The sequence below is a fragment of the Microbulbifer guangxiensis genome (genome assembly GCF_021729075.1).
Lineage (GTDB): Bacteria > Pseudomonadota > Gammaproteobacteria > Pseudomonadales > Cellvibrionaceae > Microbulbifer > Microbulbifer guangxiensis.
Window position 1 is genome coordinate 817,780 of record NZ_JAJSAQ010000001.1, and the last position, 24,110, is coordinate 841,889.

The 24,110-nt window shown below is 61.0% G+C and carries 19 protein-coding genes and 1 pseudogene; 11 read left to right on the forward strand and 9 right to left on the reverse strand.

Features of this window, described 5'->3' with window-relative positions:
- Positions 1 to 60: 60 nt before the first annotated feature.
- Genes LVD12_RS03635 through LVD12_RS03645 form a run of 3 tightly spaced genes read right to left on the reverse strand, consistent with a single transcriptional unit; the run spans position 61 to position 2,724 of the window.
- Positions 61 to 1,086, reverse strand: a complete 1,026-nt coding sequence (locus tag LVD12_RS03635) for a segregation and condensation protein A (RefSeq protein WP_237065675.1) — start codon at positions 1,084 to 1,086, stop codon at positions 61 to 63.
- 58 nt (positions 1,087 to 1,144) lie between these two features.
- Positions 1,145 to 1,768, reverse strand: coding sequence for an L-threonylcarbamoyladenylate synthase (locus LVD12_RS03640; RefSeq protein WP_237065677.1), 624 nt, complete (start codon positions 1,766 to 1,768; stop codon positions 1,145 to 1,147).
- 44 nt (positions 1,769 to 1,812) lie between these two features.
- Positions 1,813 to 2,724 (reverse strand): PHP domain-containing protein, encoded by a 912-nt coding sequence (locus LVD12_RS03645; protein ID WP_237065679.1) that lies wholly within the window; start codon positions 2,722 to 2,724, stop codon positions 1,813 to 1,815.
- A 182-nt stretch (positions 2,725 to 2,906) separates the two neighbouring features.
- Here LVD12_RS03645 and LVD12_RS03650 point away from each other — a divergent pair, with 182 nt between their 5' ends.
- From LVD12_RS03650 to LVD12_RS03685, 8 genes are all read left to right on the forward strand, one after another.
- On the forward strand, positions 2,907 to 3,623 hold the full coding sequence (locus LVD12_RS03650; protein WP_237065680.1) for a VC0807 family protein: 717 nt from the start codon (positions 2,907 to 2,909) through the stop codon (positions 3,621 to 3,623).
- 42 nt (positions 3,624 to 3,665) lie between these two features.
- Entirely contained in the window at positions 3,666 to 3,965 is a 300-nt protein-coding gene (locus LVD12_RS03655) for a YciI family protein (protein WP_237065681.1), read from the forward strand.
- A gap of 41 nt (positions 3,966 to 4,006) precedes the next feature.
- The gene (locus LVD12_RS03660; RefSeq protein WP_237065682.1) at positions 4,007 to 4,693 is read left to right on the forward strand and encodes a TIGR04211 family SH3 domain-containing protein; all 687 of its coding nucleotides are present in this window, start codon (positions 4,007 to 4,009) and stop codon (positions 4,691 to 4,693) included.
- A 66-nt stretch (positions 4,694 to 4,759) separates the two neighbouring features.
- On the forward strand, positions 4,760 to 5,344 hold the full coding sequence (locus LVD12_RS03665) for a peptidylprolyl isomerase (RefSeq protein ID WP_237065683.1): 585 nt from the start codon (positions 4,760 to 4,762) through the stop codon (positions 5,342 to 5,344).
- Positions 5,345 to 5,347: 3 nt separating this feature from the next.
- The gene (locus LVD12_RS03670; RefSeq protein ID WP_237065684.1) at positions 5,348 to 6,106 is read left to right on the forward strand and encodes a pyridoxine 5'-phosphate synthase; all 759 of its coding nucleotides are present in this window, start codon (positions 5,348 to 5,350) and stop codon (positions 6,104 to 6,106) included.
- Between the two features lie 108 nt (positions 6,107 to 6,214).
- On the forward strand, positions 6,215 to 7,096 hold the full coding sequence (locus LVD12_RS03675; protein WP_237065686.1) for a Rossmann-like and DUF2520 domain-containing protein: 882 nt from the start codon (positions 6,215 to 6,217) through the stop codon (positions 7,094 to 7,096).
- Positions 7,093 to 7,860 carry a TrmH family RNA methyltransferase gene (locus LVD12_RS03680; RefSeq protein ID WP_237065688.1) on the forward strand — a complete coding sequence of 256 codons (768 nt, stop codon included), beginning with the start codon at positions 7,093 to 7,095 and terminating at the stop codon, positions 7,858 to 7,860. Before LVD12_RS03675 ends, LVD12_RS03680 begins: the two co-directional genes overlap by 4 nt.
- 204 nt (positions 7,861 to 8,064) lie before the next feature.
- Positions 8,065 to 9,129, forward strand: a complete 1,065-nt coding sequence (locus LVD12_RS03685; RefSeq protein ID WP_237065690.1) for an OmpA family protein — start codon at positions 8,065 to 8,067, stop codon at positions 9,127 to 9,129.
- 599 nt (positions 9,130 to 9,728) lie between these two features.
- On the opposite strand, the gene guaA is transcribed toward LVD12_RS03685, so the two are convergent.
- Both guaA and guaB read right to left on the reverse strand, forming a co-directional pair.
- The gene (gene guaA, locus LVD12_RS03690; RefSeq protein WP_237065692.1) at positions 9,729 to 11,306 is read right to left on the reverse strand and encodes a glutamine-hydrolyzing GMP synthase; all 1,578 of its coding nucleotides are present in this window, start codon (positions 11,304 to 11,306) and stop codon (positions 9,729 to 9,731) included.
- A gap of 120 nt (positions 11,307 to 11,426) precedes the next feature.
- A complete protein-coding gene (gene guaB / locus LVD12_RS03695) occupies positions 11,427 to 12,914 on the reverse strand; it encodes an IMP dehydrogenase (RefSeq protein WP_237065695.1) in 1,488 nt (495 codons plus the stop codon).
- Between the two features lie 184 nt (positions 12,915 to 13,098).
- On the opposite strand from guaB, the gene xseA reads away from it, so the two are divergent.
- From xseA to LVD12_RS03710, 3 genes and pseudogenes are all read left to right on the forward strand, one after another.
- Positions 13,099 to 14,439, forward strand: coding sequence for an exodeoxyribonuclease VII large subunit (gene xseA, locus LVD12_RS03700; RefSeq protein WP_237065697.1), 1,341 nt, complete (start codon positions 13,099 to 13,101; stop codon positions 14,437 to 14,439).
- 186 nt (positions 14,440 to 14,625) lie between these two features.
- Complete coding sequence (locus LVD12_RS03705; protein ID WP_237065699.1) at positions 14,626 to 16,911, forward strand: transporter substrate-binding domain-containing protein; 2,286 nt, start codon at positions 14,626 to 14,628, stop codon at positions 16,909 to 16,911.
- A 47-nt stretch (positions 16,912 to 16,958) separates the two neighbouring features.
- A pseudogene (locus LVD12_RS03710) lies at positions 16,959 to 19,052 on the forward strand (MltF family protein); the annotation flags it as partial.
- Positions 19,053 to 19,290: 238 nt separating this feature from the next.
- On the opposite strand, the gene LVD12_RS03715 reads toward LVD12_RS03710, so the two are convergent.
- From LVD12_RS03715 to pdxH, 4 genes are all read right to left on the reverse strand, one after another.
- Positions 19,291 to 20,268 (reverse strand): NAD(P)H-quinone oxidoreductase, encoded by a 978-nt coding sequence (locus LVD12_RS03715; protein WP_237065701.1) that lies wholly within the window; start codon positions 20,266 to 20,268, stop codon positions 19,291 to 19,293.
- A gap of 86 nt (positions 20,269 to 20,354) precedes the next feature.
- Complete coding sequence (locus LVD12_RS03720; protein ID WP_237065703.1) at positions 20,355 to 22,625, reverse strand: TonB-dependent receptor; 2,271 nt, start codon at positions 22,623 to 22,625, stop codon at positions 20,355 to 20,357.
- A gap of 422 nt (positions 22,626 to 23,047) precedes the next feature.
- Complete coding sequence (locus LVD12_RS03725) at positions 23,048 to 23,329, reverse strand: cupin domain-containing protein (protein WP_369413354.1); 282 nt, start codon at positions 23,327 to 23,329, stop codon at positions 23,048 to 23,050.
- Positions 23,326 to 23,964 carry a pyridoxamine 5'-phosphate oxidase gene (pdxH, locus tag LVD12_RS03730; protein ID WP_237065706.1) on the reverse strand — a complete coding sequence of 213 codons (639 nt, stop codon included), beginning with the start codon at positions 23,962 to 23,964 and terminating at the stop codon, positions 23,326 to 23,328. The genes LVD12_RS03725 and pdxH overlap by 4 nt, the downstream gene beginning before the upstream one ends.
- Positions 23,965 to 24,110 lie beyond the last annotated feature (146 nt).

Sequence of the window (24,110 nt, forward strand, 5' to 3'; positions counted from 1 at the left end):
CCACGCAAAGGCGCGGCCTCAATTGTTTCTAGTCTGCATCATTAATGATGATGTGTCGGGTCACTCCGCCGGATCGGCCGGCTCGGTGGCCGGTTCCAGCAGGGCTTCCTGCGGACCATCGTTCTCACCCGCCTCTGCGGAGAACTCCCCGTCACCATCGTCCTCAGCTCCCTGGCCGGCCGCGCGCACGTGAATGGCGCCAAAGGGCTCGTTCTGGATCAGCTCTACCAGTGATTCCTTCACCAGTTCCATCACTGCAAGGAAGGTCACGACTACGCCGAGACGCCCTTCTTCGACCTTGAACAGGCTGACGAACGGGACAAACTGGCGGTGGCGGATGCGGTCCAGCACCTGGGTCATGCGCTCACGGGTAGAGAGTTTCTCCCGCGACACCTGGTGGCTCTCGAACATATCCGCCCTGCGCAACACCTGCGACAGCGCCACCAGCACTTCCTGCAGCGACACTTCCGGGTCGGGGCGGGTGATACTGCGATCCGGGGCCTTGGCGCTGGCCTGGTGGATATCCCGCCCCATGCGGGGAATCTCATCGATATCCTCGGCGGCGGTCTTGAAACGTTCGTACTCCTGCAGGCGCCGGATCAGCGCTGCACGGGGATCCTCACCGTCCTCTTCCTCGGATTCCGGCGGTCGCGGCAGCAGCATGCGCGATTTGATCTCCGCCAGCATGGCGGCCATGACCAGGTATTCGGCCGCCAGCTCGAAACGCATGGCGGTCATCATCTCCACATAGCCCATGTACTGACGGGTGATGTCAGCGACATTGATCTCGAGGATGTCGAGGTTCTGCCGGCGGATCAGGTACAGCAGCAGGTCCAGGGGGCCCTCGAAGGCCTCCAGGATGACTTCCAGGGCGTCGGGTGGGATGTACAGGTCCGCAGGCAGCTCAGTAAACGCCTGGCCCTGTACCATGGCGAATGGCATCTCGCCCTGCCGGGGCCCGTCGGGAGAAGCGGCACTGACTGCCGCGTCATCTCCAGCGTCGCCTTCGGCAGCCGGCTCCGCGGCCTCGGCCACGTCGGCGAGAATCTGCTGCTCTGCCTCGGCTAGTAACTCTTCACTGGACACGCTGCCCTACCCTCGAAATGCAAACGCGGGATTATACACCGCTACCCTGACAGCGTCGTCAGCTGATGATCTCATCGATGGCCCCGCACCCCTGGCGAATCAGCTCCGGCTCATCACCGGTGAGGTCCACCACGGTCGTCGCCTCCAGGCCGCAGAAACCGCCATCGATAATCAACTCCACCTGGTGCTCGAGCAGGTCGCGAATCTCGTAGGGGTCGGTCAGCGGTTGGGTGTCACCCGGCATGATGAGGCTGCAGCTCATCAGCGGTTCGCCCAGTTCCTCGATGATGGCCTGCACAATCGCATGGTCGGGCACTCGCAGCCCGATGGTCTTGCGCTTGGGATGGATGAGCCGCCGCGGCACTTCAGCGGTTGCCGGCATGATGAAGGTGTATGGCCCGGGGGTATGCGCCTTGAGCAGGCGGAACATCTGGTTGTCCACCTTGGCGTAGCTGGCCAGTTCGGACAGGTCCCGGCACATGAGGGTGAAATTGTGCTGCTTGTCCAGCTGTCGCAGGACACGGATACGCTCTACCGCCAGCTTCTCCCCCACCCGGCAGCCGATGGCATAGGCAGAATCCGTGGGGAAGACGATCACGCCGCCGGCGGCGACGATGTCCGCAGCCTGCCTCACCAGCCGTGCCTGCGGGTTGTCCGGATGAATCTGGAAAAACTGCGCCAAAGTGACCCCCTGAGAATGCTCTCGCCGACCGCCCGGACCGGTCATCAGTCGCGGGTTGCGGCCGTTTCATTGGCACTAGTTTGCCACAGATTCCAGACCGGCTCGACGTCCGCAGGCAACTGCGCACAGCCCAGTTCCCGCCACGGCTGATCCGGCTGGTGGAAGTCACTGCCCACCGAGCAGCGGAGCGCTTGCGGGGCGTCCGTTGCGGCCGACGCCTTCGCCATCAACTGCGCCACCTCACGGGTCTGCACCGGGTTCTGGCGCCCACTGAGCAGCTCTACCGCATCGCCGCCGGCGCCGTGGAACTCGGTCATCAGTCGCAGCAACCGGGTGCGCGTCATGCCGTACTTGAGGGGGTGCGCCAGCACTGCCATTCCACCGGCGCTGTGGATTTCCGCCACGGTCTGTTCAAGTTGTGGCCACTCGACCGTCACATCGCCGCACTTGCCTGCCCCGAGGTACCGTTTGAACGCGCGGGCGGTATCTTCGACATGACCGGCCTCCGCCAACCAGCGGGCAAAGTGCGGCCGCCCCAGGACCCCGTCGCCCGCCAGTCGACGGGCCCCGTCAAGAGCCCCCGTAAAACCCCGTTTCTCGAGGCGCGCGGCAATGCGCTCCCCACGCTCGGCCCGCAGCTGGTCACGCTTTTGGATGGCATGCTGCAGCGCGACTGACTCCGGATCCACCCCCAGCCCCACCAGGTGCACCTGCTGCTTGCCCCAACGGCTGGAGAATTCGATCCCGGGCAACAGCGTGATGCCGGCCTCCCTTGCAGCGGTCTGGGCTTCGGGGATGCCGGCCACCGTATCGTGATCGGTGAGGGACAACAGGCTCACTCCCCGTGATTTCGCCCTCGACACCAGCTGTGCAGGACTTAAAATACCGTCCGACGCCGTGCTGTGGCAGTGCAGGTCGACCAGACCGGTTAACGCAGTCGGCGGCAGGGCTTTCACATCGGCCTCTCTCTATCTCTCGGCAGCGGATCGGATAATCCGCGTTGAACCAACGGGCAAAAAAGCTGTCATAGCTGCGCCCGCAACTGTCGGCGGCCAGGCCACCGACCCGGACACCGGCAGGCAGGATGGGCCCCGGCGGTGTCGTTTCTCGACCGCGGGCATTATCACCGGAACCGAGCATGACCGAAACCAACCCCACTACCACTGTTCAGCAACCGAAGCGGGAGAGCCTACTGCTCAACCTGCTGCTCAATATCGTCATCCCGACGCTGATCTTGACCAAGCTGTCCGGAGATGACTGGCTGGGCACAAAGTTGGCGATTGTCGTGGCCCTGGCGTTTCCGCTGGTCTATGGCCTGCGCGACTTCACCCAGTCCGGCAAAATCAACTTCTTTTCGGCACTCGGCATCATCAGCATCCTGCTTACCGGTGGCATCAGTCTGCTGGAGCTGGACGCCAAATACATCGCCATCAAGGAAGCCGCGATACCCGGTCTCCTGGGCCTGGCCACACTGGGATCCCTCTACACCCGCTGGCCGCTGGTGCGGACCCTGCTGTACAACGACCGGATTCTCGATACCGCCAAGATCGCCCGCGAACTCGAGGGGCGCGGCAACCTGCCGGCCTTCGAGCGCAGCCTGCAGCACGCATCGTGGATGATCGCCGGGTCCTTTTTCCTGTCGTCCGCCCTGAACTACATCCTCGCCAAGGTGCTCTTGCAGAGCCCGCCGGGTACTGCGGCATTTAATGAGGAGCTGGGTAAGATGACGGCTCTCAGCTTCCCGGTCATTGCCCTGCCGGCCACCATCATCCTGATGGGCGCCCTGTTTTTCCTGTTCCATCGCATCGGCAAACTCACGGGCCTCAAGCTCGAAGAAGTGATGGTAGTGCAGTAACTTCCCGACAACTTTTCCAGAACATAAGAGCATAAATTGACCATGTGGTATGCCATTATCAGTGAAGACGTGAGCGACAGCCTGGCCAAGCGCAAGGTCGCACGCCCGGACCACCTGGCGCGCCTGAACCGGCTCAAGGATGAGGGGCGCCTGCTGGTCGCCGGCCCGCACCCGGCCATCGACAGTGAGGAACCCGGTGAGGCCGGCTTTACCGGCAGCCTGGTGATCGCCGAATTCCCCTCCCTCGATGAGGCGCAGGCCTGGGCCGATGCCGACCCCTACGTTGACGCCGGCGTGTACGCCAGAGTCACCGTCAAACCCTTCAAGGCCGTGCTGCCCTGACTGGCACCGAACCGCAAACCGATAAAAAACGCTGTATCAAAATGATGAAAACACTGACCGGACTCGCTTCCGCCGCCCTGCTTGCGGCGAGCTTCAACACATTCGCGCAAAGCGGGGGCAATCGCTACATCACCGACCAGCTACATGTGCCGCTGCGCTCTGGCATGGGCAATGAATTCCGCATCCTCCACCGGGGCCTGCCGAGTGGTACCAAGCTGGTGCTACTGGAAGACAAATCGGAGCAGGGCTGGGCCCGGGTTCGCACCCCCGCAGGTGAGGAGGGCTGGATTCGCAGCCAGTACCTGGTGGGTGAACCCACGGCCGAGATCAAACTCCAGCGCGCCCAGGCCAACCTGGAACGGTTTGAGAAAATGGAAGGCAACCTCGGTGGAGAGGTGCGCCGCCTGGAAGCGGAAAACCAGGAGCTGGCCAGCAAGCTGTCCAGCGCAGAGGAAAACGCTGACCAGCTGGCGAAAGAGCTCAAGGAGCTGAAAAATCTCTCCGCCGATGCGGTGGCCCTGAACGAGCGCCACCAGAAGCTGCTGCATCAGCACGAGCTGCTCAAGCAGAAGCAGATCATGGCTGAGGCGGAAATCCAGCGTCTTTCCGCCAGTGAGCAGCACAAATGGTATATGTATGGTGCCGTGTCTGTGGCAGCCGGTGCTATCCTCGCCATGATTGCACCCCATTTCCGCCGGCGTCGCCGCCACTCTGAGTGGGCCAACTGACGCACTTTTGCAGGTATCGACGCGCCCCCGCCCGATGGGGGCGCATCCAAGGACAAGGAAAACCCAATGCGTATCCTGTGCGCGCTTATCCTGAGTGTACTGGCGGCTCTTCCCGCCGCCGCAGCCAACCCCAAAGTGGCCCTGCAGACCGACCTGGGCACCATCCGGGTCGAACTGTTCACCGACAAGGCACCGGTCACCGTTGAAAACTTCCTTGGCTACGTAGACAGCGGCTTCTACGACGGCGTGATCTTCCATCGCGTGATTCCCGGTTTCATGGCCCAGACCGGCGGCCTGACGTTTGACTTTCAGAAGAAAGAAACCGGCGAGTCCATCGCCAACGAATCCGACAACGGGCTGCGAAATAAACGCGGCACCCTCGCCATGGCGCGCCACAGCGACCCGGACAGCGCCACCTCGCAATTTTTCATCAACCTGGCGAACAACACCCATCTGGACGCCGGAGAAGACAAGCCCGGTTATACGGTTTTTGGGCGGGTTGTCGATGGAATGGAAGTCGTGGAAAAGATCGCCGCAGAACCTCAGGGCTTGTACCGGGCCTATCCCAATGCACCCAATGTGCCAGTCAGGATCCTCAAGGCAGAGCGTCTCGACGGCGCCGGGCCAAACCAACAGTCAAAGGAGGGCTGAGCCATGATCGACCTGAGCGTCAATCTGAACAAGATCGCCCTGATCCGCAATTCCCGCGAGGGTAATTTCCCGGATGTCGTTGCCCACGGCCGCATCTGCCTGGAAACCGGTGCTCAGGGAATTACCGTGCACCCACGCCCGGACCAGCGGCATATCCGCCCGGGGGACGTGCGCGACCTGGCCAGACTCTGCGCGGGCCATGACGGTATCGAATTCAATGTGGAGGGCAACCCCTTCGCCGGCCCCCAGGGCGACTATCCGGGCCTGATGCCACTGGTCCTGGAGACAGCACCGGATCAGTGCACCCTGGTACCGGACAGCAACGACCAGCTCACTTCCGATCACGGCTTTGACCTGAAGCGCGATGGCAGCCGGCTCGAACCGATCATCCGGCAACTCAGGGATGCCAACATTCGTGTGAGCCTGTTCATGGATCCGGACCTGGAGCAGATCAGCCTTGCCCGTGATGTCGGTGCCGACCGCATCGAACTCTACACCGGCCCCTATGCGGAAGCTGTGGCCAAACAGAACGACCAGCTGGAAGCGATTTTTGCCGCTCACTGCGCCGCGGCGGAACACGCCCGCACACTCGGCCTGGGGATCAATGCGGGCCACGACCTGAACCTGATCAACCTGCCCCGCTACCGGACACTGCCGGGCCTGCAGGAAGTTTCGATTGGCCATGCACTGACAGTCGATGCCCTGAATATGGGTCTTGCCAACGCGGTTTCGGCCTACCTCAACTGCCTCAGCGGCAAGTGACTCCGGGCGGGCCCGGCCCGCCATTTCACCCCGGCCTGACAACCACATTGCGGGGACGGGGAAATTTTCAGCGGGCCCCAACGGGGCCGCTCGCGGAAGACTGCACCAATGAGAACCCTGAATATCATCGGCGCCGGCAAACTCGGCCGTACTCTCGGCCGTCTGTGGCAGGAGCGCAGCTTTTTTCACGTGCACGGGGTCTGCAATCGCTCACTGGAAAGCAGCCGCCATGCGGTGGATTTCATCGGTGCCGGTGAGGCCAGAAGCTCCCTCGACTCCATGCCCGCCGCCGACTGCTGGCTGATTGCCTCGCCAGACAGCGAGATCGAGCGCCTGGCCGCAGTGCTGGCTTCGCACCTCGATACCCTGGCTACACGGTCCGCCCAAACGACGGTCTTTCACTGCAGCGGCGCCCTGGGTTCCGAGGTGCTGGAAGTTTGTCATCCGGCAAGCATTGCCAGTGCCCATCCGGTGCACAGTTTTGCCAACCCGGCCCGTTCGCTGGAAACCCTGTCCGGCAGTGCCGTGGCCATGGAGGGTGACGAGAATGCCGTGGCGATCCTGAAGGATGCCTTTTCTGCGCTGGGCTGCAGGACATTATCGATTGCCTCTGAACACAAAAGCCTGTACCACGCGGGCTCGGTCTTCGCCTGCAACTACCTCACGGTATTGATGGGTCTCAGCCTGCAATGCCTGGAGCGTGCGGGAATCCGACAGGAAGATGCCCTGGCGCTACTGCAACCCATCGTGCTGCAGACCGCCCGCAACAACATGGAGCTGGGTCCCGAGGCATCTCTAACCGGCCCCATTGCCCGCGGCGATACAATGACGGTCAGTAAGCAGCTCCGGGTCCTGGCAGAAACTTCCCCGCTACTGGCCGACAACTATCGCCACTTGGGGCTGGCCTGTGTAGAGTTGGCCCGCCGCGGCTCGCTCGATGATGATGCCGCGGAGAGACTCACGGCCATATTGAACGGAACCACACGGTGACAGATTCCCCCGAGTACCTGCAGAGACGCGCCTTCTATGACAGTCTGCTGACCATCTATGGCCGCAAGCCGGTCTTGGAAGCGCTGGAGGACCTGTCCCTGCCGGTGCACAAACTGCACCTGGCCACCAGCAACCGCAGGGACCAGTTGATCGCACGGATGGAGCAGCTGGCCACGGAACGGCAGATCGAGATTGCCCACTGGGACCGCAAGGGCCTGTCGCGTATTTCCAAGAACGCCCGCCAGGACCAGGGCGTTGCACTGGACCTGGCGCTGCCCCACTACGGCACCGCCGAACGCTTTCTCAAAGAAAATACGAAAGACTACGAGCTGCTGGCACTGGATGGCATCACCAATCCACAGAACCTGGGCATGATCATCCGCTCCGCCTGTGCCGGCGGCATCGACGGCATCCTGCTGCCCCGCAAGGGCTGCGCGCAGATCGATCCGCTGGTGATCAAGGCCAGTACCGGCACCCTGTTCAAGACGCGCATCCTGCGCTGCGAGGCCCTTGCTCCCACACTGGAACAGTTCCGGTCCGCCGGTGCTGAGGTATATGGACTCTCTTCCCATGCCGAGCGGCAGCTGTCCGATATCCAGAGCCATGGGCCGAGCATCTTTGTGCTCGGCAACGAGACGCGCGGGGTCAGCGAGGACGTCGCCAGACAGTGCTCGCGACTGGTCCGCATCCCGATGCAAAACCAGGTCGAGAGCCTCAATGTGGCCGTCACCGCTGCGCTGATCAGCTTCCGCCACCAGCTGTAGAACCACCGCCGCTACAGCGCGGGTGTCGCGCGCCACCAATGCCAATGCAATTCCCGCCAAAGACACATTTTTTTGCGCCAGCGACTTGGCGCTGACGCCCAATTGGTCTACATAAGGCTTGAAACGCTATCCCAACAAAAAGGATTACAGGGAAGTTGTTGTGCCCTGGCGCCCGGAAGGAATAAAACAAAACAAGGAAGACCCATGCGTCGATTTCTCGCTCACTCGCTCGCCATCTCCACTGCCGTGCTCACCGCGACCAGCGCCCTGGCAGAGGGGCCGGAGGACGGTTACCTGGACCTGATGCCGTACTTCACCCGGGTCGACAGCGACCGCAATACCGAACTGCAGAACGGCGGCCTGCGCGCCGCCTATGGCTGGGGCTGGACCGGTCCCTGGTACTCCGAAGTACAGGTGTTCGGTGCCATTCTGGAAACCGAGGACGTCTTCGAGACCGGGGAGTTCACCGACCAGTCCGACTTCTACATGGCCGGCATCGGCTTCGACACCACCTACCAGTTTGGCGACCGCGACTGGTACACCCCCTACGTCCTCGCAGGCTTTGGTGCGGTATACGACGACGTCCTTCCCGACGATCAGGACGAAACCAATGCTTTCATCAACGTGGCGGCAGGCCTCACCACCCAGGAGATCTCCCGCCGGGGCATCCGCCTGCGGGCAGAAGTCCGCTATATGCACGATTTCTTTGAGAACGGCATGAACGACTGGCAGTTTGGCTTCGGCATCAGCATTCCCCTGCGCTGCCCGCCACCGCCCCCGCCTCCCGTCTATGCAAAAGCTCCCGTCGACCGCGGGCCGGTTGAAGTCAACCTGGTGGACTCCGATGGCGACGGCGTACTGGACCGGGACGATCGCTGCCCCGACACCCTGCCCGGCGCCCAGGTGGACAGCGACGGCTGCGTGATCGCCAACCAGACCATCACGCTGGCGGATATCCACTTCGAAACCGGCTCCAGCAACCTCAAACCCTCCGCACAGGAAGCACTTCTCGATGTCGCGCAGGCGCTGCGCAGCCAGCCCGATACCCGTGCGGAAATCGCCGGCCACACCGACAGCCAGGGCAATGATGCCTTTAACCTGCGGCTCTCACAGCAGCGGGCCAACAGTGTGCGCGCCTTCCTGATCCGCAACGGCGTAGCCGCCGAGCAGTTGTCAGCCAATGGCTACGGCGAGACACAGCCGGTCGCCACCAATGACACGGCCGAGGGACGCGCAGCCAACCGGCGCGTGGAAATGCGCTTCCGGTAAATACAGCCCGTTTTCGGGACATTCGCTCCTTCGATTACCCGGCCACTGGCCGGGTATTTTTTGTCTCAGGTATGGCCGGCGGCCACTATTCGGGGAATTTCGCGCCGACTTTGTTTTTTTATTCGACAGATAGTGAAGGGGGGACTACGCCGTCCACAGAATCTGTGGATATCTCTGTGAGCAATTGCCGGGAAAAGGCCGCCAACCCCCATGACACCGTTGTAACCTTAGAGTGAAGAATTTTTAATCAAAGAAATAGTTGCTTAATAATCAATGAGTTAGGCGATCCTCTAAAACAGTCTTGACAACTATTGAAGCTAAATTCAGCTATTGAAAGGTCCAGTGAGCGCTGTGGAAAGGCTTGCGGAATCAGGCTCAGGAAGTCAATGCCCCGCATCAAGCGGAGAGCTCTTTTGGCGCAAAATATTCCGTAAGATGTGCCGGTTTCTGGCCAGACCACGGGTAGGAATATCACCGCTCCCTTTCGCAGTGATGCCGAAGCACAGGGGCGATGAAGTGCAGAAGCAAGTGAAGCCGGACACAGTACCGGCAGGCGGTGAATTGCCCACCGCCGGATCAGCCGGAGGTGGGCCTGCCACTCACTCCCACTCGATGGTGGCGGGCGGTTTGCTGGAGACGTCGTAGACCACCCGCGAGACATTCTCGATCTCGTTGATGATGCGGTTGGAAACCTTTTCGATCAGCTCGTACGGCAGGTGCGCCCACCGGGCGGTCATGAAGTCGATGGTTTCCACGGCGCGCAGGGCCACCACGTACTCGTAGCGGCGACCGTCGCCGACCACGCCGACGGACTTCACCGGCAGGAATACCACGAACGACTGGCTGGTTTTGTGGTACCAGTCGGCCTTGTGCAGCTCTTCGATAAAGATGGCGTCCGCTTCGCGCAGGATATCCGCGTATTCCTTCTTCACCTCGCCGAGAATCCGCACGCCCAGGCCAGGGCCGGGGAAGGGATGGCGGTAAACCATGTCGTAGGGGAGGCCCAGCTCCAGGCCGATCTTACGCACCTCGTCCTTGAACAGCTCGCGCAGCGGTTCCACCAGCTCCATTTTCATGTCTTCCGGCAGGCCACCCACATTGTGGTGTGACTTGATCACGTGAGCCTTGCCGGTCTTGGCGGCGGCGGACTCGATCACGTCCGGGTAGATGGTGCCCTGAGCGAGGTAGTTCACGTCTTTGAGCTTGGCCGCCTCTTCATCGAAGATCTCGATAAAGGTGTTGCCGATGATCTTGCGCTTGGCTTCCGGCTCGTCCACGCCGGCGAGGCGGGAGAGGAACTGATCCTCGGCGTCAGCGCGGATTACCTTGACGCCCATATTCTCGGCAAACATCTCCATGACCTGGTCGCCTTCATTCTTGCGCAGCAGGCCATTATCCACGAAGACACAGGTCAGCTGGTCGCCGATCGCCCGATGCAACAGTGCGGCCACCACAGAGCTGTCCACCCCGCCGGAAAGGCCCAGCAGCACTTTGCCGCTGCCCACCTGCTCACGCACTTTGGCGATAGAGTCCTCGATAATGTTGGCCGGCGTCCACAGCTTTTCACAGCCACAGATTTCGATCACGAAGTGCTCGTAAATACGCATGCCCTGCAGGGTATGGGTGACCTCCGGGTGAAACTGTACGCCGAAGAAGTTTTTCTCCGCGTGGTACATACCGGCGATCGGGCAGGACGGCGTGGAGGCCATCAACTCGAAGCCCTCAGGCATGGCCACTACTTTGTCCCCGTGGCTCATCCACACGTCCAGCAGCGCGTGGCCGTCGCCGTCCAGGTGATCCTTGATATCGTGCAGCAGGGCGGAGCTGCCCTCCACTTTCACCTGGGCGTAACCGAATTCACGGATATCACTGCCCTGCACGGCGCCGCCCAGCTGGTGGGCCATGGTCTGCATGCCGTAGCAAATACCCAGCACGGGCACGCCCAGCTCGAATACCACCTCCGGAGCCCGCGGGGAGCCCTCCTCCGGGACGGATTCCGGGCCACCGGCGAGGATGATGCCCTGCGGGTTGTACTCGCGGATTTCCTCTTCCGTCATGTCGAAGGCGCGGATTTCGGAGAAGACACCCAGTTCGCGCACGCGGCGGGCAATCAGCTGTGTGTACTGGGAACCGAAGTCCAGGATCAGGATTCGGCTGGCATGAATATCTTGGGACATGGCTTACTCGGTCGATCAGGGGTTGTACCCAGAAACTGCGAACGGACCCTAAGGGTCCGCTCGCCTACAAATAAACAGATTAGATGCTACCGCGACAGGGCTGTCGTCACGGCGCTGCCATCAACGGCCGCCGATGGGATAGTTCGGCGCTTCCTTGGTGATGGTCACGTCGTGCACATGGGACTCGCCCATACCGGCCGAGGTAACCCGCACAAACTCAGGGCGGGTACGCATGGTTTCGATCGTCGAGCTACCGGTATAACCCATGGCGGAACGCAGGCCACCCATCATCTGGTGCACGATAGCGGCAATGGGCCCCTTGTACGGCACACGTCCCTCGATGCCCTCCGGCACCAGCTTCTCTGCGCCCTTGCTGGCATCCTGGAAGTAGCGGTCGGAGGAACCCTGGGTGCGTGACATGGCGCCCAGGGAGCCCATGCCGCGATAGGATTTGTAGGTACGGCCCTGGTACAGCTCCACCTCGCCCGGCGCCTCTTCGGTACCGGCGAACATGGAGCCCATCATCACGGAGCTGGCACCGGCGACGATGGCCTTGGCGATATCACCGGAGAAACGGATGCCGCCGTCGGCGATCAGGGGGATATCGGTGCCTTCCAGCGCCTTGGCCACCTCGGCGATGGCGCTGATCTGGGGTACACCGACACCGCTGACGATCCGGGTAGTACAGATAGAGCCGGGGCCAATGCCTACTTTGACTGCATCTGCACCCGCTTCCATCAGCGCCCTGGCTGCTTCTGCAGTGGCGATGTTGCCACCGATCACGTCCACCTGGGGATGCATCTCCTTGATGCGGCGCACACGCTCGATCACGTTGCGGGAATGGCCGTGGGCCGTATCCACCACCAGCACATCGACGCCGGCCTCAACCAGTGCGGCCACGCGGTCATCGGTGTCGGGGCTGGTACCCACGGACGCACCGACACGCAGACGGCCGTCGGCATCTTTACAGGAATTCGGGTACTGCTCCGCCTTGTTGAAATCCTTGACCGTGATCAGGCCGCGCAGCTCGAGGTCATTGTTGACCACCAGCACTTTCTCGATACGGTGCTTATGCAGCAGTTCCTGAACCTTGTCGGGGGCGGCGCCCTCCTTCACGGTTACCAGGCGCTCGCTGGGGGTCATAATGCTGGCGACCGTCGCATCCAGGTCGGTCTGGAAACGCACATCGCGGCTGGTCACGATCCCCACCAGGTTACCCTTTTCCATGACCGGCACGCCGGAGATGTTGTGGTGGGTGGTCAGGGCGATCAGTTCGCGCACCGAGGCATTGGACTCGATGGTGATCGGGTCCTTGACCACGCCGGCCTCGAACTTCTTGACCGCGCGCACTGCCAGCGCCTGATCCTCGATCGACATGCTCTTGTGGATGATACCGATACCGCCTTCCTGGGCCAGGGCAATGGCCAGGCGCGACTCGGTCACGGTATCCATGGCAGCGGATACCAGGGGAATATTCAGGGAAATGTTGCGAGACAGCTTGGTCTTCAGGGAAACATCCTTCGCGGTCACCTCGGAATAGCCGGGGACCAGCAGGACGTCGTCAAAAGTGAGAGCTTCGCGCGCAATGCGCAGACCGGATTCAGACATGGACACTCAAACCTCGAAAGTGCGGGATTGGGTATCGGCGCGATTATAGCCGCAAGTTCCCGGGCAACGAAAGCCCATTTTTGCTCCATTCCGCACCGGTCTGGCGGCGCGACTGGCACAGCCCTTTACCTCAATTGCGGATAATGGAATATTGGCCCACCCAATTGATCCGTGCGAGTCAGAAATGCCATCGACCCCGCCCAGCTCCGGCCCCCAGCGCAGTGTCCTGTCGGTCAGCGACCTCAACCGGGAGGTCAAGCACCTGCTCGAAAGCAGTGTGCCGCTGCTGTGGATCAGCGGGGAGATCTCCAACTTCGCAGCGCCCAGCTCCGGACACTGGTACTTCACTCTCAAGGATTCCCGCGCCCAGGTGCGCTGCGCCATGTTCCGGGGCCGCAACCGCAGTGTGCGCTTCCGGCCCGAGAACGGTCGCGAGGTGCTGATCCGGGCCCGGGTCAGCCTCTATGAGGGCCGCGGCGAGTTCCAGCTGATCGTTGAGCACATGGAAGAAGCGGGCCTGGGTGCCCTGATGCGCCAGCTGGAAGTCTTGAAGGCCAGGCTGCAGGCTGAGGGCCTGTTCGACCCGGCGCGCAAGAAGCCGCTGCCCTACCTGCCCGCCAATATCGGCATTGTCACCTCCCCCACCGGTGCCGCCGTCCGCGACATGATCCAGGTGCTGGGACGGCGCTATCCTGCTGCCGACATCGAATTGTGGCCGGTGCAGGTGCAGGGCCAGGGAGCTGCCGAGCAGATCGCCGATGCCATCCGCAAGGCGGGCCGGTCCGGACGCCATGACCTGCTGATAGTTGGCCGCGGTGGCGGCTCCCTCGAGGACCTGTGGGCCTTCAACGAGGAAATCGTCGCCCGCGCCCTGGCCGAATGCCCGGTTCCCACCATTTCAGCCGTGGGCCACGAGACCGATACCACCATCGCGGATCTGGTGGCGGACCTGCGCGCACCGACACCATCGGCCGCAGCAGAGATCGCCAGCGCCAATGCGGCCGAATTGCTGGCGACCTTCAACGAAATCCGCCAGCGCCTGCACCGCGGATTGCAACTGCAGCTACGACACCTGCGCCAGCAGGTACAGCTGACCGGCAACCGTATCCGCCATCCGCGGGAACAGCTGCAGAACCGCGCCCAGCGCTTGGATCACCTTGAGCTTCGCCTCAAGGGGGCGATGAGGCAGGGCCAGCAGAATCGCCGCCGGCAATTACAGCTGGTCACCAGCGCCTTTGCCCATGTGCATCCGGAGCGGGAGCTACGCAACCGCCAACAGCAGCTGGCATCGCTTAATGAACGGTTGCAACGGGATATCCGCTTGCAGCTCGAACGGCGCGGCGAGCGACTGTCGCACCACGCTCAGCTGCTGCACAACGTGAGCCCCCTTGCCGTGCTGGAACGCGGCTATGCCATTGTCCGTGACGAAAAGCAGCAGGTCATCAAGCGAGCGGATGCCGTCCGCCCGGGCCAGCGAATCTACGCGAAACTGGCGGATGGCGAACTGTCAGCGACAGTGGACTAGCCTCACCCACCGGGCCCGGCTCCCAGACACCGGGTCGCAGGGCCAAACCCGCCACACTACTCTTTGTGTCTACTGATAGGCCGCCGCATCTGATCCACGCCATCCAGAGTCCGGTGCGCCGCCAGCAATTTTCAACACCGTTACCGTCGGACCGCTGGTTCGGTTGTGAAGGTACGGGAGTTTCCTATGGGTACTGTCAATCCCAGCCGGATAGCCAGTCGTCCTCACCAGCTTTTCCTGACGATGCTCCCGGCACTGCTTGTGGCCGCTCTTATAGCCTGTGGTGAGAAAGAGACCGGGGAAGCGGGTTCCGCTCGCAGCTTGCCACGAGATGACTCCCCCGCGCGAGATCTCGCTGAGATTCAGGAAAGTGGCGTTATACGCTTCGTGCGCTTCGAAGAAGACACGCTGGGCATGTTGCCAAGAACAGAAATAGTCAGCCAGAGCAACCTCCAGCTGGCCCGGCGACTGGCAGAACGGCTCGGTGTCAAAGCACATTTTCTTGTTGCCGTCACTCCCCAGCAGGCTATGGAGATGGTTGTCAGCGGCAAAGCCGATGTCATCGCTGACAACTTTGGCGCGACCGAAGAGCGCGACGAGCTTCTCGGCCTGACCGAACCGCTGCAGCAAACCGAGGAAGTCCTGGTCACCGGCAAAAACGGGCCGGACATCAGCAACATCAACGCGCTGAAGGATATCGAAATCGCGGTCCTCGCTGACAGCCTGCCAGCGGAGAGGATCAACCGATTTGCCAGGGAAAACCCGTCTGCGAATATCACCGTGCGTGAAATGCCCACAAGGAAGCTGTGGCCGGCGCTGCTGAACTCACTGGATGACGAGGAGCCAATCGTCACTTTGATGCCCCGCAACTGGGCCGATACCCTGGCCAGTCTTCGCGACAACGTCAAGATCGGTGACAGTCTCGGAGAGCCGGTCGCTGTGGTCTGGGCTGTCAGGAAAGATGCAACACAGCTGAAAACACGCATCAACAACTTCCTGACCAGAACACTGGTGACCACTACGCCAGTGCGGGACTCCGACTGGAACAGCATCAAGAAGTCCGGCGTTCTGCGTCTTGCCACTCACAATGGACCCGGCTACCTACTATGGAAAGGCGTGCACTATGGGCTGGACTATGAACTGGTAAGCCGATTTGCCAAAGACAATCAACTGGAGCTGGAGGTAATCGTCGTACCGGAGAAAATGGATCTGACCGAATTGCTCGAATCCGGCCAAGCTGATATTGCTGCAGCGGTCACGACGATGACGGAAAGCCGCCGCAAACAGGGAGTGAAATTCACGACTCCGATACTCGCTACCGCTCAGCGAGTTGTTAGTAACAGGAATTCAGCCCCGATCGAAAGGCTGCGGGATCTGGACGGTCGAACCCTGACCGTTCAGGCAAACTCCGCCTTTGTCGACACAGCCAAAAAACTGCGCAAGCAAGGTATTGACGTCAAGGTTGAAGTCGCTCCTCAGGATCTATCGTTCGGTGACATCCTCAGCGGTGTTTCCAGTGGTGAGTTCGACGCAACGCTCGAGGACAGCAACCTGGCCGGCCTGCAATCCGCTCTTCACCCGAACCTGGTGGCCGGCGCGGTAGTCACCGAACCACTACCCCAGGGATGGATGGTGGCGCAGGGCAACGACAGTCTGCTCAAGCGGGCCAATCAGTTCCTCCGGTCATTTCTCTCGATAAAAGAGAACCGGGCCATGGTGGAGAATTATTTCAGGCCCAACCCCCGACTGCTTGCCAAAGCACAGACGAGGATTCAACCAGGGGGACCATTGTCACCCTACGACGACCTGGTAAAGCGGTTTGCACTGGAGCATGACCTCGACTGGCGCCTGGTGGTGGCCCAGATGTGGCATGAAAGCAACTTTGAGCCGAATGCCGAGTCGCATGTGGGCGCCCAGGGTTTAATGCAGGTCATGCCGAGAACCGCCCAGGAGATGGGATTCAAGCCCCCCCTGTTCGATCCCGAGGATTCATTACATGCGGGAACCAAGTACCTCAACCGGGTAAGAGAGCGTCTCGACGAGGATCTGCCGGCCGATGAAAAGCTGTGGTTCGCGCTGGCCGCCTACAACGCCGGTATCGGGCACTTGCAGGACGCCAGAGTGCTGGCAACGAAACTGGGATTGGACCCGGACCGGTGGTTCGACAATGTGGAAGTCGCCATGCTGAAACTGTCCGAGCCACGCTACTTCGAACAGGCGCGTTACGGATATGCCCGCGGTGAGGAGCCAGTACTCTACGTCCGCCGCATCAGGGATCTGTATCGAACCTACACCCAGATCCGGTCTGGCGACATCAGTCACACCGGGGGCAAGCCCGAGGGGCCTGCAGCCTTCACAGCCCGCCGCCTGTCCGCTGGTATACCCGCCAGCACAGACCCGGGCATTCAGCAAAAGGGGCTCACCATAAGTGGTGAACCACCCGCTCCACCGGCTGGGGCGCACTCACCTTAAGATAAAGCCCGTGAAGGTTGCCGGAGTTAGATATGGTGACTGGCAAAATGGAATCTGTACGCACTTTGCACCGCGCTCTCGCATTTGCACTGACTGCGACCCTGATTCTGTGGCTGGCAGGCTGCGACCGCGATACAGCCTCTCCACAGGCGCCAGTGCAGACAGGGGACACTGTCGAAGCAGTGCAGCAGGAAACCGCCCCCCCCTCTGAGGCGAGTTCAACCAGCGGTGATGGCCCACAAGAGCTCCCCGGGGAAGCGGCTACCACCGCGGCGGAAGAATCCGCTGAGCAGTTTTATGGCACAGCCTCCGGGAAGCCTGCACAGGAGGAGCCCGTTGAGAAGACGGCGTACGTGGAGACCGGCGACCTGAATGCCCTGAAAGAGCGGGGCATCATCCGCTTTGTCAGCCTGACGGGGGACAATCAAGGCTACCTGCCGAGAAAGGCAATCGTAACCCAGACACACTGGGAGCTGGCCGAGAGACTGGCAAAGCGACTGAAACTTGAGCCCCGATGGCTCATCGCGCAGACGCCCGAGCAGGCAATCCAGATGGTACAGGAGGGCCGCGCGGACATTGTCGCCGAGAACCTGACCGATACCGAGGAGCGGCGAAAACTGGTTGCCTTCAGCCAGCCGATCACACAAACCGCAGACGTGCTGGTGACCGGCCTTAATGGCCCTGATATCAGCGACGTGAAGAATCTGCGCGGCACCGAGTTTATCGTGCTCGCCGGCAGCACCTACGCCGAGACAGCCCACCGGCTCGTCGCCGAAAATCCTGAAGCCAACCTCAGGGTGCGGGAAGTTTACCTGAACGACGAACGCGATACGCTTTTCGACATGGTCACCAAAGTCGACAATGCAGTGACTGTGCTGCACAAGAGTATCGCTGAGGATACCCTGCAATACCGCGATGACCTGAAAGTTGGAGAGGTTGTCAGTGAGCCCCTGGATATTGCCTGGGCCATGCGCCTCGACGCCAAACGACTGAAGACCCGGGTCAACAACTTCCTCACCCGCACACTGGTGACCGCACTGCCGGAGCGCACTTCCCACTGGCACGCGATCAAGAAATCCGGAGTACTGCGGTTCGCTACCTATAACGGTCCAACCAGCTACTTCCTCTGGCGGGGTACCCTGCGCGGCTTTGACTATCAGATGGCCAAGGCATTCGCAGACAAACACAAACTGGAGCTGAAGGTGATCGTTGTCCCCCATGACGAGGACCTGACGGAATGGATTGCCCAGGGTAAGGCTGATATCGGCGGTGCGTCTACCACCATCACCGACGCGCGAAAGAAAAAAGGGGTCGACTTCAGTGAACCCTTCATCGAGACACCACAGAACATCATCAGTAACCGCAATCAGCCACAAATCGCAGCGCTCGCTGACCTGGCGGGCAGAACCATTGTTCTGCGCGCCTACTCTGCCTTCATCGATACCGCACAGACGCTGCAGGAAAATGGCCTCGACGTGGAAATTAAAATTGCCCCGCCGGAGGAATCCTTTGCCGAGGTGCTGAATAAGGTCGCTTCTGGCGAGTACGATGCGACCATTGAGGATGGCTACATTGCCGAAATCCAGGCTGCACTGCGGCCGGAACTGCAGATCGGGCTGCAGGTCAGTGATCCACTGCCCCAGGGGTGGATGATCAAACGAGGCAACGGCGACCTTCTCAAGCAAGTGAATCGATTCATGGGTCGCTTCAGTCGCGGGGAGGAGTTCGACAGACTGGTGGCAGCTTATTTCAAGCCCGACAAACACCTGGTGCAGCGTATCAGCGCCCGGGTAGTACCGGGAGAAGACCTCTCCCCCTTCGACAAGCTGGTGAAAAAGTCCTCTCTCAAACGCGACTTTGACTGGCGCCTGATCACTGCGCAGATGTGGCAGGAGAGTAACTTCAACCCCAAAGCGGTCTCCCCCGTCGGTGCCCAGGGTCTTCTGCAGGTAATGCCGCGCACCGGCGCGGACATGGGTTACCCTCCGCCCCTGTTCGAACCCGACCGCAATATCGAAGCCGGCGTGAAGTACATGGAATGGATTCGCAACCGGTTCAAGGATCCGCTCCCCCTCAGTGAAAAACTGTGGTTTACCCTCGCTTCCTACAATGCCGGGCTCGGCCATGTCTACGATGCCCAGCGACTGGCGGAGCAGCTGGGGCTCGATCCGAACAAGTGGTTCGACAATGTTGAGGTGGCCATGCTGAAGCTGTCCGAGCCGCGCTACTTTGAGAAGGCCCGCTATGGCTATGCCCGCGGCGCAGAGCCTGTCGCCTATGTGCGCAAAATCAGCCGGCTCTATGTGGCCTATACCGATGTCGCTGAAGGTGAGATCGCCATGACAACGGAACCTGCCAGCCGCACAACAGCCAGCCGGTTTACAGTGTCAGGACAATCTTGCCGATATGACTGCTGGACTCCATCAGCCTGTGGGCTGCCTGCACCTCCTCGAGAGAAAAGGTCGCCGCAATCTGAGGCCGCACCCTGCCCGCTTCAATCAGCGGCCAGACTTTCTCTTCAAGGGCCCGGGCAATCTCCGCTTTCACCGCTGCCGGCTGCGGCCGCAGCGTTGAACCGGTCAGGCTCAGGCGCTTCACCATGACGGGCAGCATGTTCAACTGGACTTTCGCGCCCTGCAGGAACGCGATATTCACGATACGGCCGTCCCTGGCGGCCAGCTGAATGTTGCGTTCTACGTAGTCCCCGCCGACCATATCCAGAATGACGTCAGCACCGTGACCGCCGGTAGCCTCGCGCACCACCTCGACATAGTCCTGCTTGCGGTAATTGACGGCTTTCTCTGCCCCCAGGCTCTCACAGGCTGCACATTTTTCGTCAGAGCCAGCGGTCGCAAAAACCCGCGCGCCGAAAGCACTGGCCAGTTGGATGGCGGTGGTGCCGATTCCGGAAGAGCCACCGTGGACCAGGAATGTCTCACCGGATTTCAGCTGTGCCCGATCGAATACATTGCTCCAGACAGTGAACAGCGTTTCGGGTAGTGCGGCGGCTTCGGCCAGACTCAGGTCTTTGGGCACCGGCAGACATTGTGTCGCAGGCACGGTCACGTACTCCGCGTAGCCACCGCCATTGGTCAGGGCGCAAACCAGATCGCCGACTTGCCAGCGCTGAACCCCCTCCCCCAGTGCAGTGATCTCACCGGCGACTTCCAGCCCCAGAACCGGGGAAGCACCCGGGGGCGGCGGATAGAGTCCCTGCCGCTGGACAATGTCGGGCCGGTTGACACCCGCTGCGGCGACTCGGATCAGTACCTCCCCTTTGCCAGGCCGTGGCACTGCCATCTCAGCGACACACATCACTTCCGGCTCACCGTACTCCGGCAACTCGATATAGCGCATGGAACCTCCAGATTGGGTGAAGACAAGGCTGCTATCAGTAGAAACAAAAAAAGCCCGGCGATGCCGGGCTTTCATTTTAGGCGGGGTTAAAGGTCGTAGGTCAACTCGATGCCCATTACCCGGCCCTTGTTCAGCGGAGTGAAGCTCGCACCGAGACCGCCGAGATTGGCGGGCAGCTGGGTATTGTTGCCCTCCGTCACCTCGTCGAGCATGTTGCGGCCGAAGAACGCCAGCTGATAGTCGCCGGTTTCCGGAGCAAAACCGATGCTGAAGTCGAGCATGTCGGCCTCGGACAGCATGCCACGATTATTGTCAGTATACGGAGCCGCATCCCGGTGATTGAAGTTCAGGCGCGACGTCAGGGTACCCACGGAACCCAGCGACAGGTCATGTACAAGTCCGACGCCGTAAGTCCAGGGCGCCAGGCGCGGAATATCCAGGCCAAGATCCACCTGGTTGACAACACCGTCGCCACTGATGTCACCGAGCACCTTGTCGTAGTCACCGTCCACGTAGCCGGCGTTCAGGGTGAACAGCAGGTTGTCGCTGGCAACCGCCATCGCCTCGAATTCCGCACCGCGGATGGTGGCGTCGGCGGTGTTGCGGATGATCTGCACAACACCCACGAAGGGATTACTCAGGTTCTCCTCCCGCTGCATATCCTCGATGGTGTTATGGAACAGCGCGAAGTTGGTCCGGAGGCGACCATCCAACCACTCCGCCTTGCCGCCGATTTCGAAGCTGGTCTGTTCTTCCTGGTCGGTCGGGCCCGGCAGTTCGCCCGGCCCCGTATTGCGCATGTTGTAACCACCGCTGCGGAAGCCCTTGGTCCAGAACGAGTACAACTGGGCATTGTCTGCCAGGTTCCATTGCAGCCCGACCTTCGGGGTAAACGCATTCCAGGACTCGCTGTCGTCGAAATCGTACGCAGCGCAGCCGTCGAGGGTACACAGGTCCACGGGGATCGTGGCGATCTGGGCATCTTTGTCCTCGGTGGAGTAGCGCCCACCGAGGGTCAGCACCCAGGATTCATTCAGGTCGATATCCGCCTGAGCAAACACTCCCATCGCCTGGTGATCCTGGTTGCCGCCGCCAGTCCAGTCGAGACCACCCGGCGCGGAAAGCGGCAGGATACGGTTTTCCAGATAAGTGAGGTCCTGATCGAACCAGTAGACCCCGGTCGTCAATGCGGTAGGACCGAAGCGGCCGGCGTAGCGCAGCTCGTTGGAAAGCTGGCTCTGTTCCACCCGCGTGTTGGCATGGAAGGCAGTGATCGGCAGGGAGTCGATGTCACCGAGACCGACGGCATCGTACGAGCGCCAGGCGAGAATATTGGTGATGGTACCGTTACCGAAGGCCACATCCTGATTGAACTCGGTAATCACCTGGGACCACTCGTCCTCCTGGAAGCCGCGCTCGTTCTGCGCCACTTCAAAGGAGTCATCGCTGTTGTCCCAGTCGGTCACGCCGAACAGACCGGCAATCTGCTGTGCCCCTGGCGCCACCAGAGAACCGTCCGGAGCAAAGATTGGCTGCCCGCGGTTCTGTGCCACGACGCCATCGGAATCCATGCGGCCGTGCTCCATGCGCACCAGCAATTCGGCCGACTCACTCAAGGCGACACTGAAGCTCGGCCGGACAAACCAGGTATCGGAAGCTCCGAGATCGTCGTCGCCAGTGAAAACGTTTTCGAACCAGCCCTGGTCATTGTTGTAGTAGGCCGTCAGGCGGCCATTGACGGTCTCGGAAATGGCACCGTTGATACTGGCCGCGGCGATGGAATCCAGATTATCAGTGGTCGAAACTTTGAACTTGCTGGAAAATTCCTCCGTGGGGCGCGCGGTGCGGATGACCACTGCACCACCGGTGACGTTGCGACCAAACAGCAGACCCTGCGGCCCGCGCAGGATCTCGATACCCTCGAGGTCGAAGAGATCCGTCACAACACCAGCGTTGATGCCCATGTACATGCCATCCACGAACACACCCACCGTCGGGTCGATGGAGGGAATGGAGCTGTTAACCCCGAGGCCGCGGACGGTAAAGTTGGCGGTATTTTTCACCGTGCCGATATCGTCGAGCTGCACATTCGGCATTTTGAAGGACAGGCTCTGCAGGTCCTTGGTCTGCAGTGCCTCCAGCTGCTCACCGGAAAATGCCGTGGCGGCTACCGGAACTTCCTGCAGCCGCTCTGCCTCGGCGCGCTTGCGGGCGGTTACCTGCACCTCCTCCATGATGGTGCCCACTGCACCTTCGGCCGCGTGGGCTGCACCGATGCCGCTGGCCAGCCAGAGTGCGGCCACCGAGCAGGTGGACAACATGACAGATACACTGCCACTGTTGAATTGACGTCCCATAGTTCTCTCTCCATTGCCAACTGAAATTTTTATTGGCAGCAACGGACTCACCGCGATCGGTACTGCTTTGCCCCGTTTATTGTTGTTATTGGAGCTCCGACCAGTGACCGCGCTGAACATCATCGACTGAAAGCCGACGCACTCAAGATTACCCCCCTGTCGTGACCAGAGGAAGATAATTCGTCGGGAAAACCACTCGATTCATGCACTTTCTTCTACGGCAGACGAGGCTTTTCGGATTGTCATCCTGACATGACTGACTTACTTGCCGGCGCGCCCGCTTATGGTGCATCTCCCTCGGTCATCGAGAACTGAGATACCGCAGAAAAATGATGCGAAAACGGGCATTGTGAGAACAGGGGCAACGGGAAGGCAGCTACAGCGGGGGGATTGGTGATGCCCTGCGGTTGGCGGGCACAGGCTCAGGGTTTCCGATAGCCGTAATACCAGCGCGCCGTGGTGCCGCCAAGATTGCGCACCGAGTGCACGGCGCCGGCGGGAATCAACAGTTCCTGCCCGATCTCCGGCCGCATGATGTCACCGTCAATTTCGATTTCCAGCACGCCTTCCGCCGGTACCAGCAACTCATCGACGTCGTGCACGAATCCCTCCCAGCACTGCCCGGGAGGGTCTGTCCACAAATCACAGGAAAAGCCCCGCTGCGCCCAGTCGTGTCCGAGCGCGCGGGCATTGACGCCACTCACGGCGACAGGCGCTCTACCTGCCAGCTGTCGTCGTCCTGGCGGCGGTAGATAAAACGGTCATGCAGACGACTGGCCCGGCCCTGCCAGAACTCCACTGCGTGATGTACCACCCGGTAACCGCCCCAGAATTCCGGTAGCGGGATCTCTCCGTCGCCAAAGCGACTTTTCATCGCCTCGAAGTCCTGCTCGAGCTGCGTCCGGGATTCGATTGTCGCACTCTGGTGAGAAGCCCAGGCTGCGAGCTGGCTCTCTCGCGGACGGGTGTGGAAATAGGTCTCGGCCTCTTCGCGGGTCAGGCGCTCAGCACGTCCATAAACGATGACCTGACGCTCCACAGACTGCCAGGGGAACAACAGCGATACGCGGGGGTTCTGCTCGATATCCCTCGCCTTGTGGCTGGCCAGATTGGTATAGAAAGCGAAACCACGCGCGTCGTAACCCTTGAGGAGAACGATGCGCTGTGAGGGTTGCCCGTCACTGTCGACGCTGGCCAGGCTCATACAGCTGGGATCGGACAGGTCCGTTTCCACCACCTCCTGCAACCACTGCTCAAACTGCAGTATCGGATCGTCCTGCAGGTCCTTCCGGTTGAGACCGCCGCGCAGATACTCCCGGCGCCACTGATCGATTTCCATAATACTCCGTCCTCTCTGGCTGTGCCGTAAGTGTACTGCCTCCACGGTATTTTCCCAGACGCCCTTTGGCACAGAGTTTTCTGTCCGTCGCCGGGGTAAATCCGTATTTTCCAGTGAATCACGCGCCCCAGGTGCAGAGTCTGCGG

What these genes read in the sequence shown, in the direction of transcription:
- LVD12_RS03650 (WP_237065680.1), top strand. Translation starts at nt 2,907, where the DNA reads ATGACCGAAACCAACCCCACTACCACTGTTCAGCAACCGAAGCGGGAG.
- LVD12_RS03655 (WP_237065681.1), top strand. Translation starts at nt 3,666, where the DNA reads ATGTGGTATGCCATTATCAGTGAAGACGTGAGCGACAGCCTGGCCAAG.
- LVD12_RS03660 (WP_237065682.1), top strand. Translation starts at nt 4,007, where the DNA reads ATGATGAAAACACTGACCGGACTCGCTTCCGCCGCCCTGCTTGCGGCG.
- LVD12_RS03665 (WP_237065683.1), top strand. Translation starts at nt 4,760, where the DNA reads ATGCGTATCCTGTGCGCGCTTATCCTGAGTGTACTGGCGGCTCTTCCC.
- LVD12_RS03670 (WP_237065684.1), top strand. Translation starts at nt 5,348, where the DNA reads ATGATCGACCTGAGCGTCAATCTGAACAAGATCGCCCTGATCCGCAAT.
- LVD12_RS03675 (WP_237065686.1), top strand. Translation starts at nt 6,215, where the DNA reads ATGAGAACCCTGAATATCATCGGCGCCGGCAAACTCGGCCGTACTCTC.
- LVD12_RS03685 (WP_237065690.1), top strand. Translation starts at nt 8,065, where the DNA reads ATGCGTCGATTTCTCGCTCACTCGCTCGCCATCTCCACTGCCGTGCTC.
- guaA (WP_237065692.1), bottom strand. Translation starts at nt 11,306, where the DNA reads ATGTCCCAAGATATTCATGCCAGCCGAATCCTGATCCTGGACTTCGGT.
- guaB (WP_237065695.1), bottom strand. Translation starts at nt 12,914, where the DNA reads ATGTCTGAATCCGGTCTGCGCATTGCGCGCGAAGCTCTCACTTTTGAC.
- xseA (WP_237065697.1), top strand. Translation starts at nt 13,099, where the DNA reads ATGCCATCGACCCCGCCCAGCTCCGGCCCCCAGCGCAGTGTCCTGTCG.
- LVD12_RS03705 (WP_237065699.1), top strand. Translation starts at nt 14,626, where the DNA reads ATGGGTACTGTCAATCCCAGCCGGATAGCCAGTCGTCCTCACCAGCTT.
- LVD12_RS03715 (WP_237065701.1), bottom strand. Translation starts at nt 20,268, where the DNA reads ATGCGCTATATCGAGTTGCCGGAGTACGGTGAGCCGGAAGTGATGTGT.
- LVD12_RS03720 (WP_237065703.1), bottom strand. Translation starts at nt 22,625, where the DNA reads ATGGGACGTCAATTCAACAGTGGCAGTGTATCTGTCATGTTGTCCACC.
- pdxH (WP_237065706.1), bottom strand. Translation starts at nt 23,964, where the DNA reads ATGGAAATCGATCAGTGGCGCCGGGAGTATCTGCGCGGCGGTCTCAAC.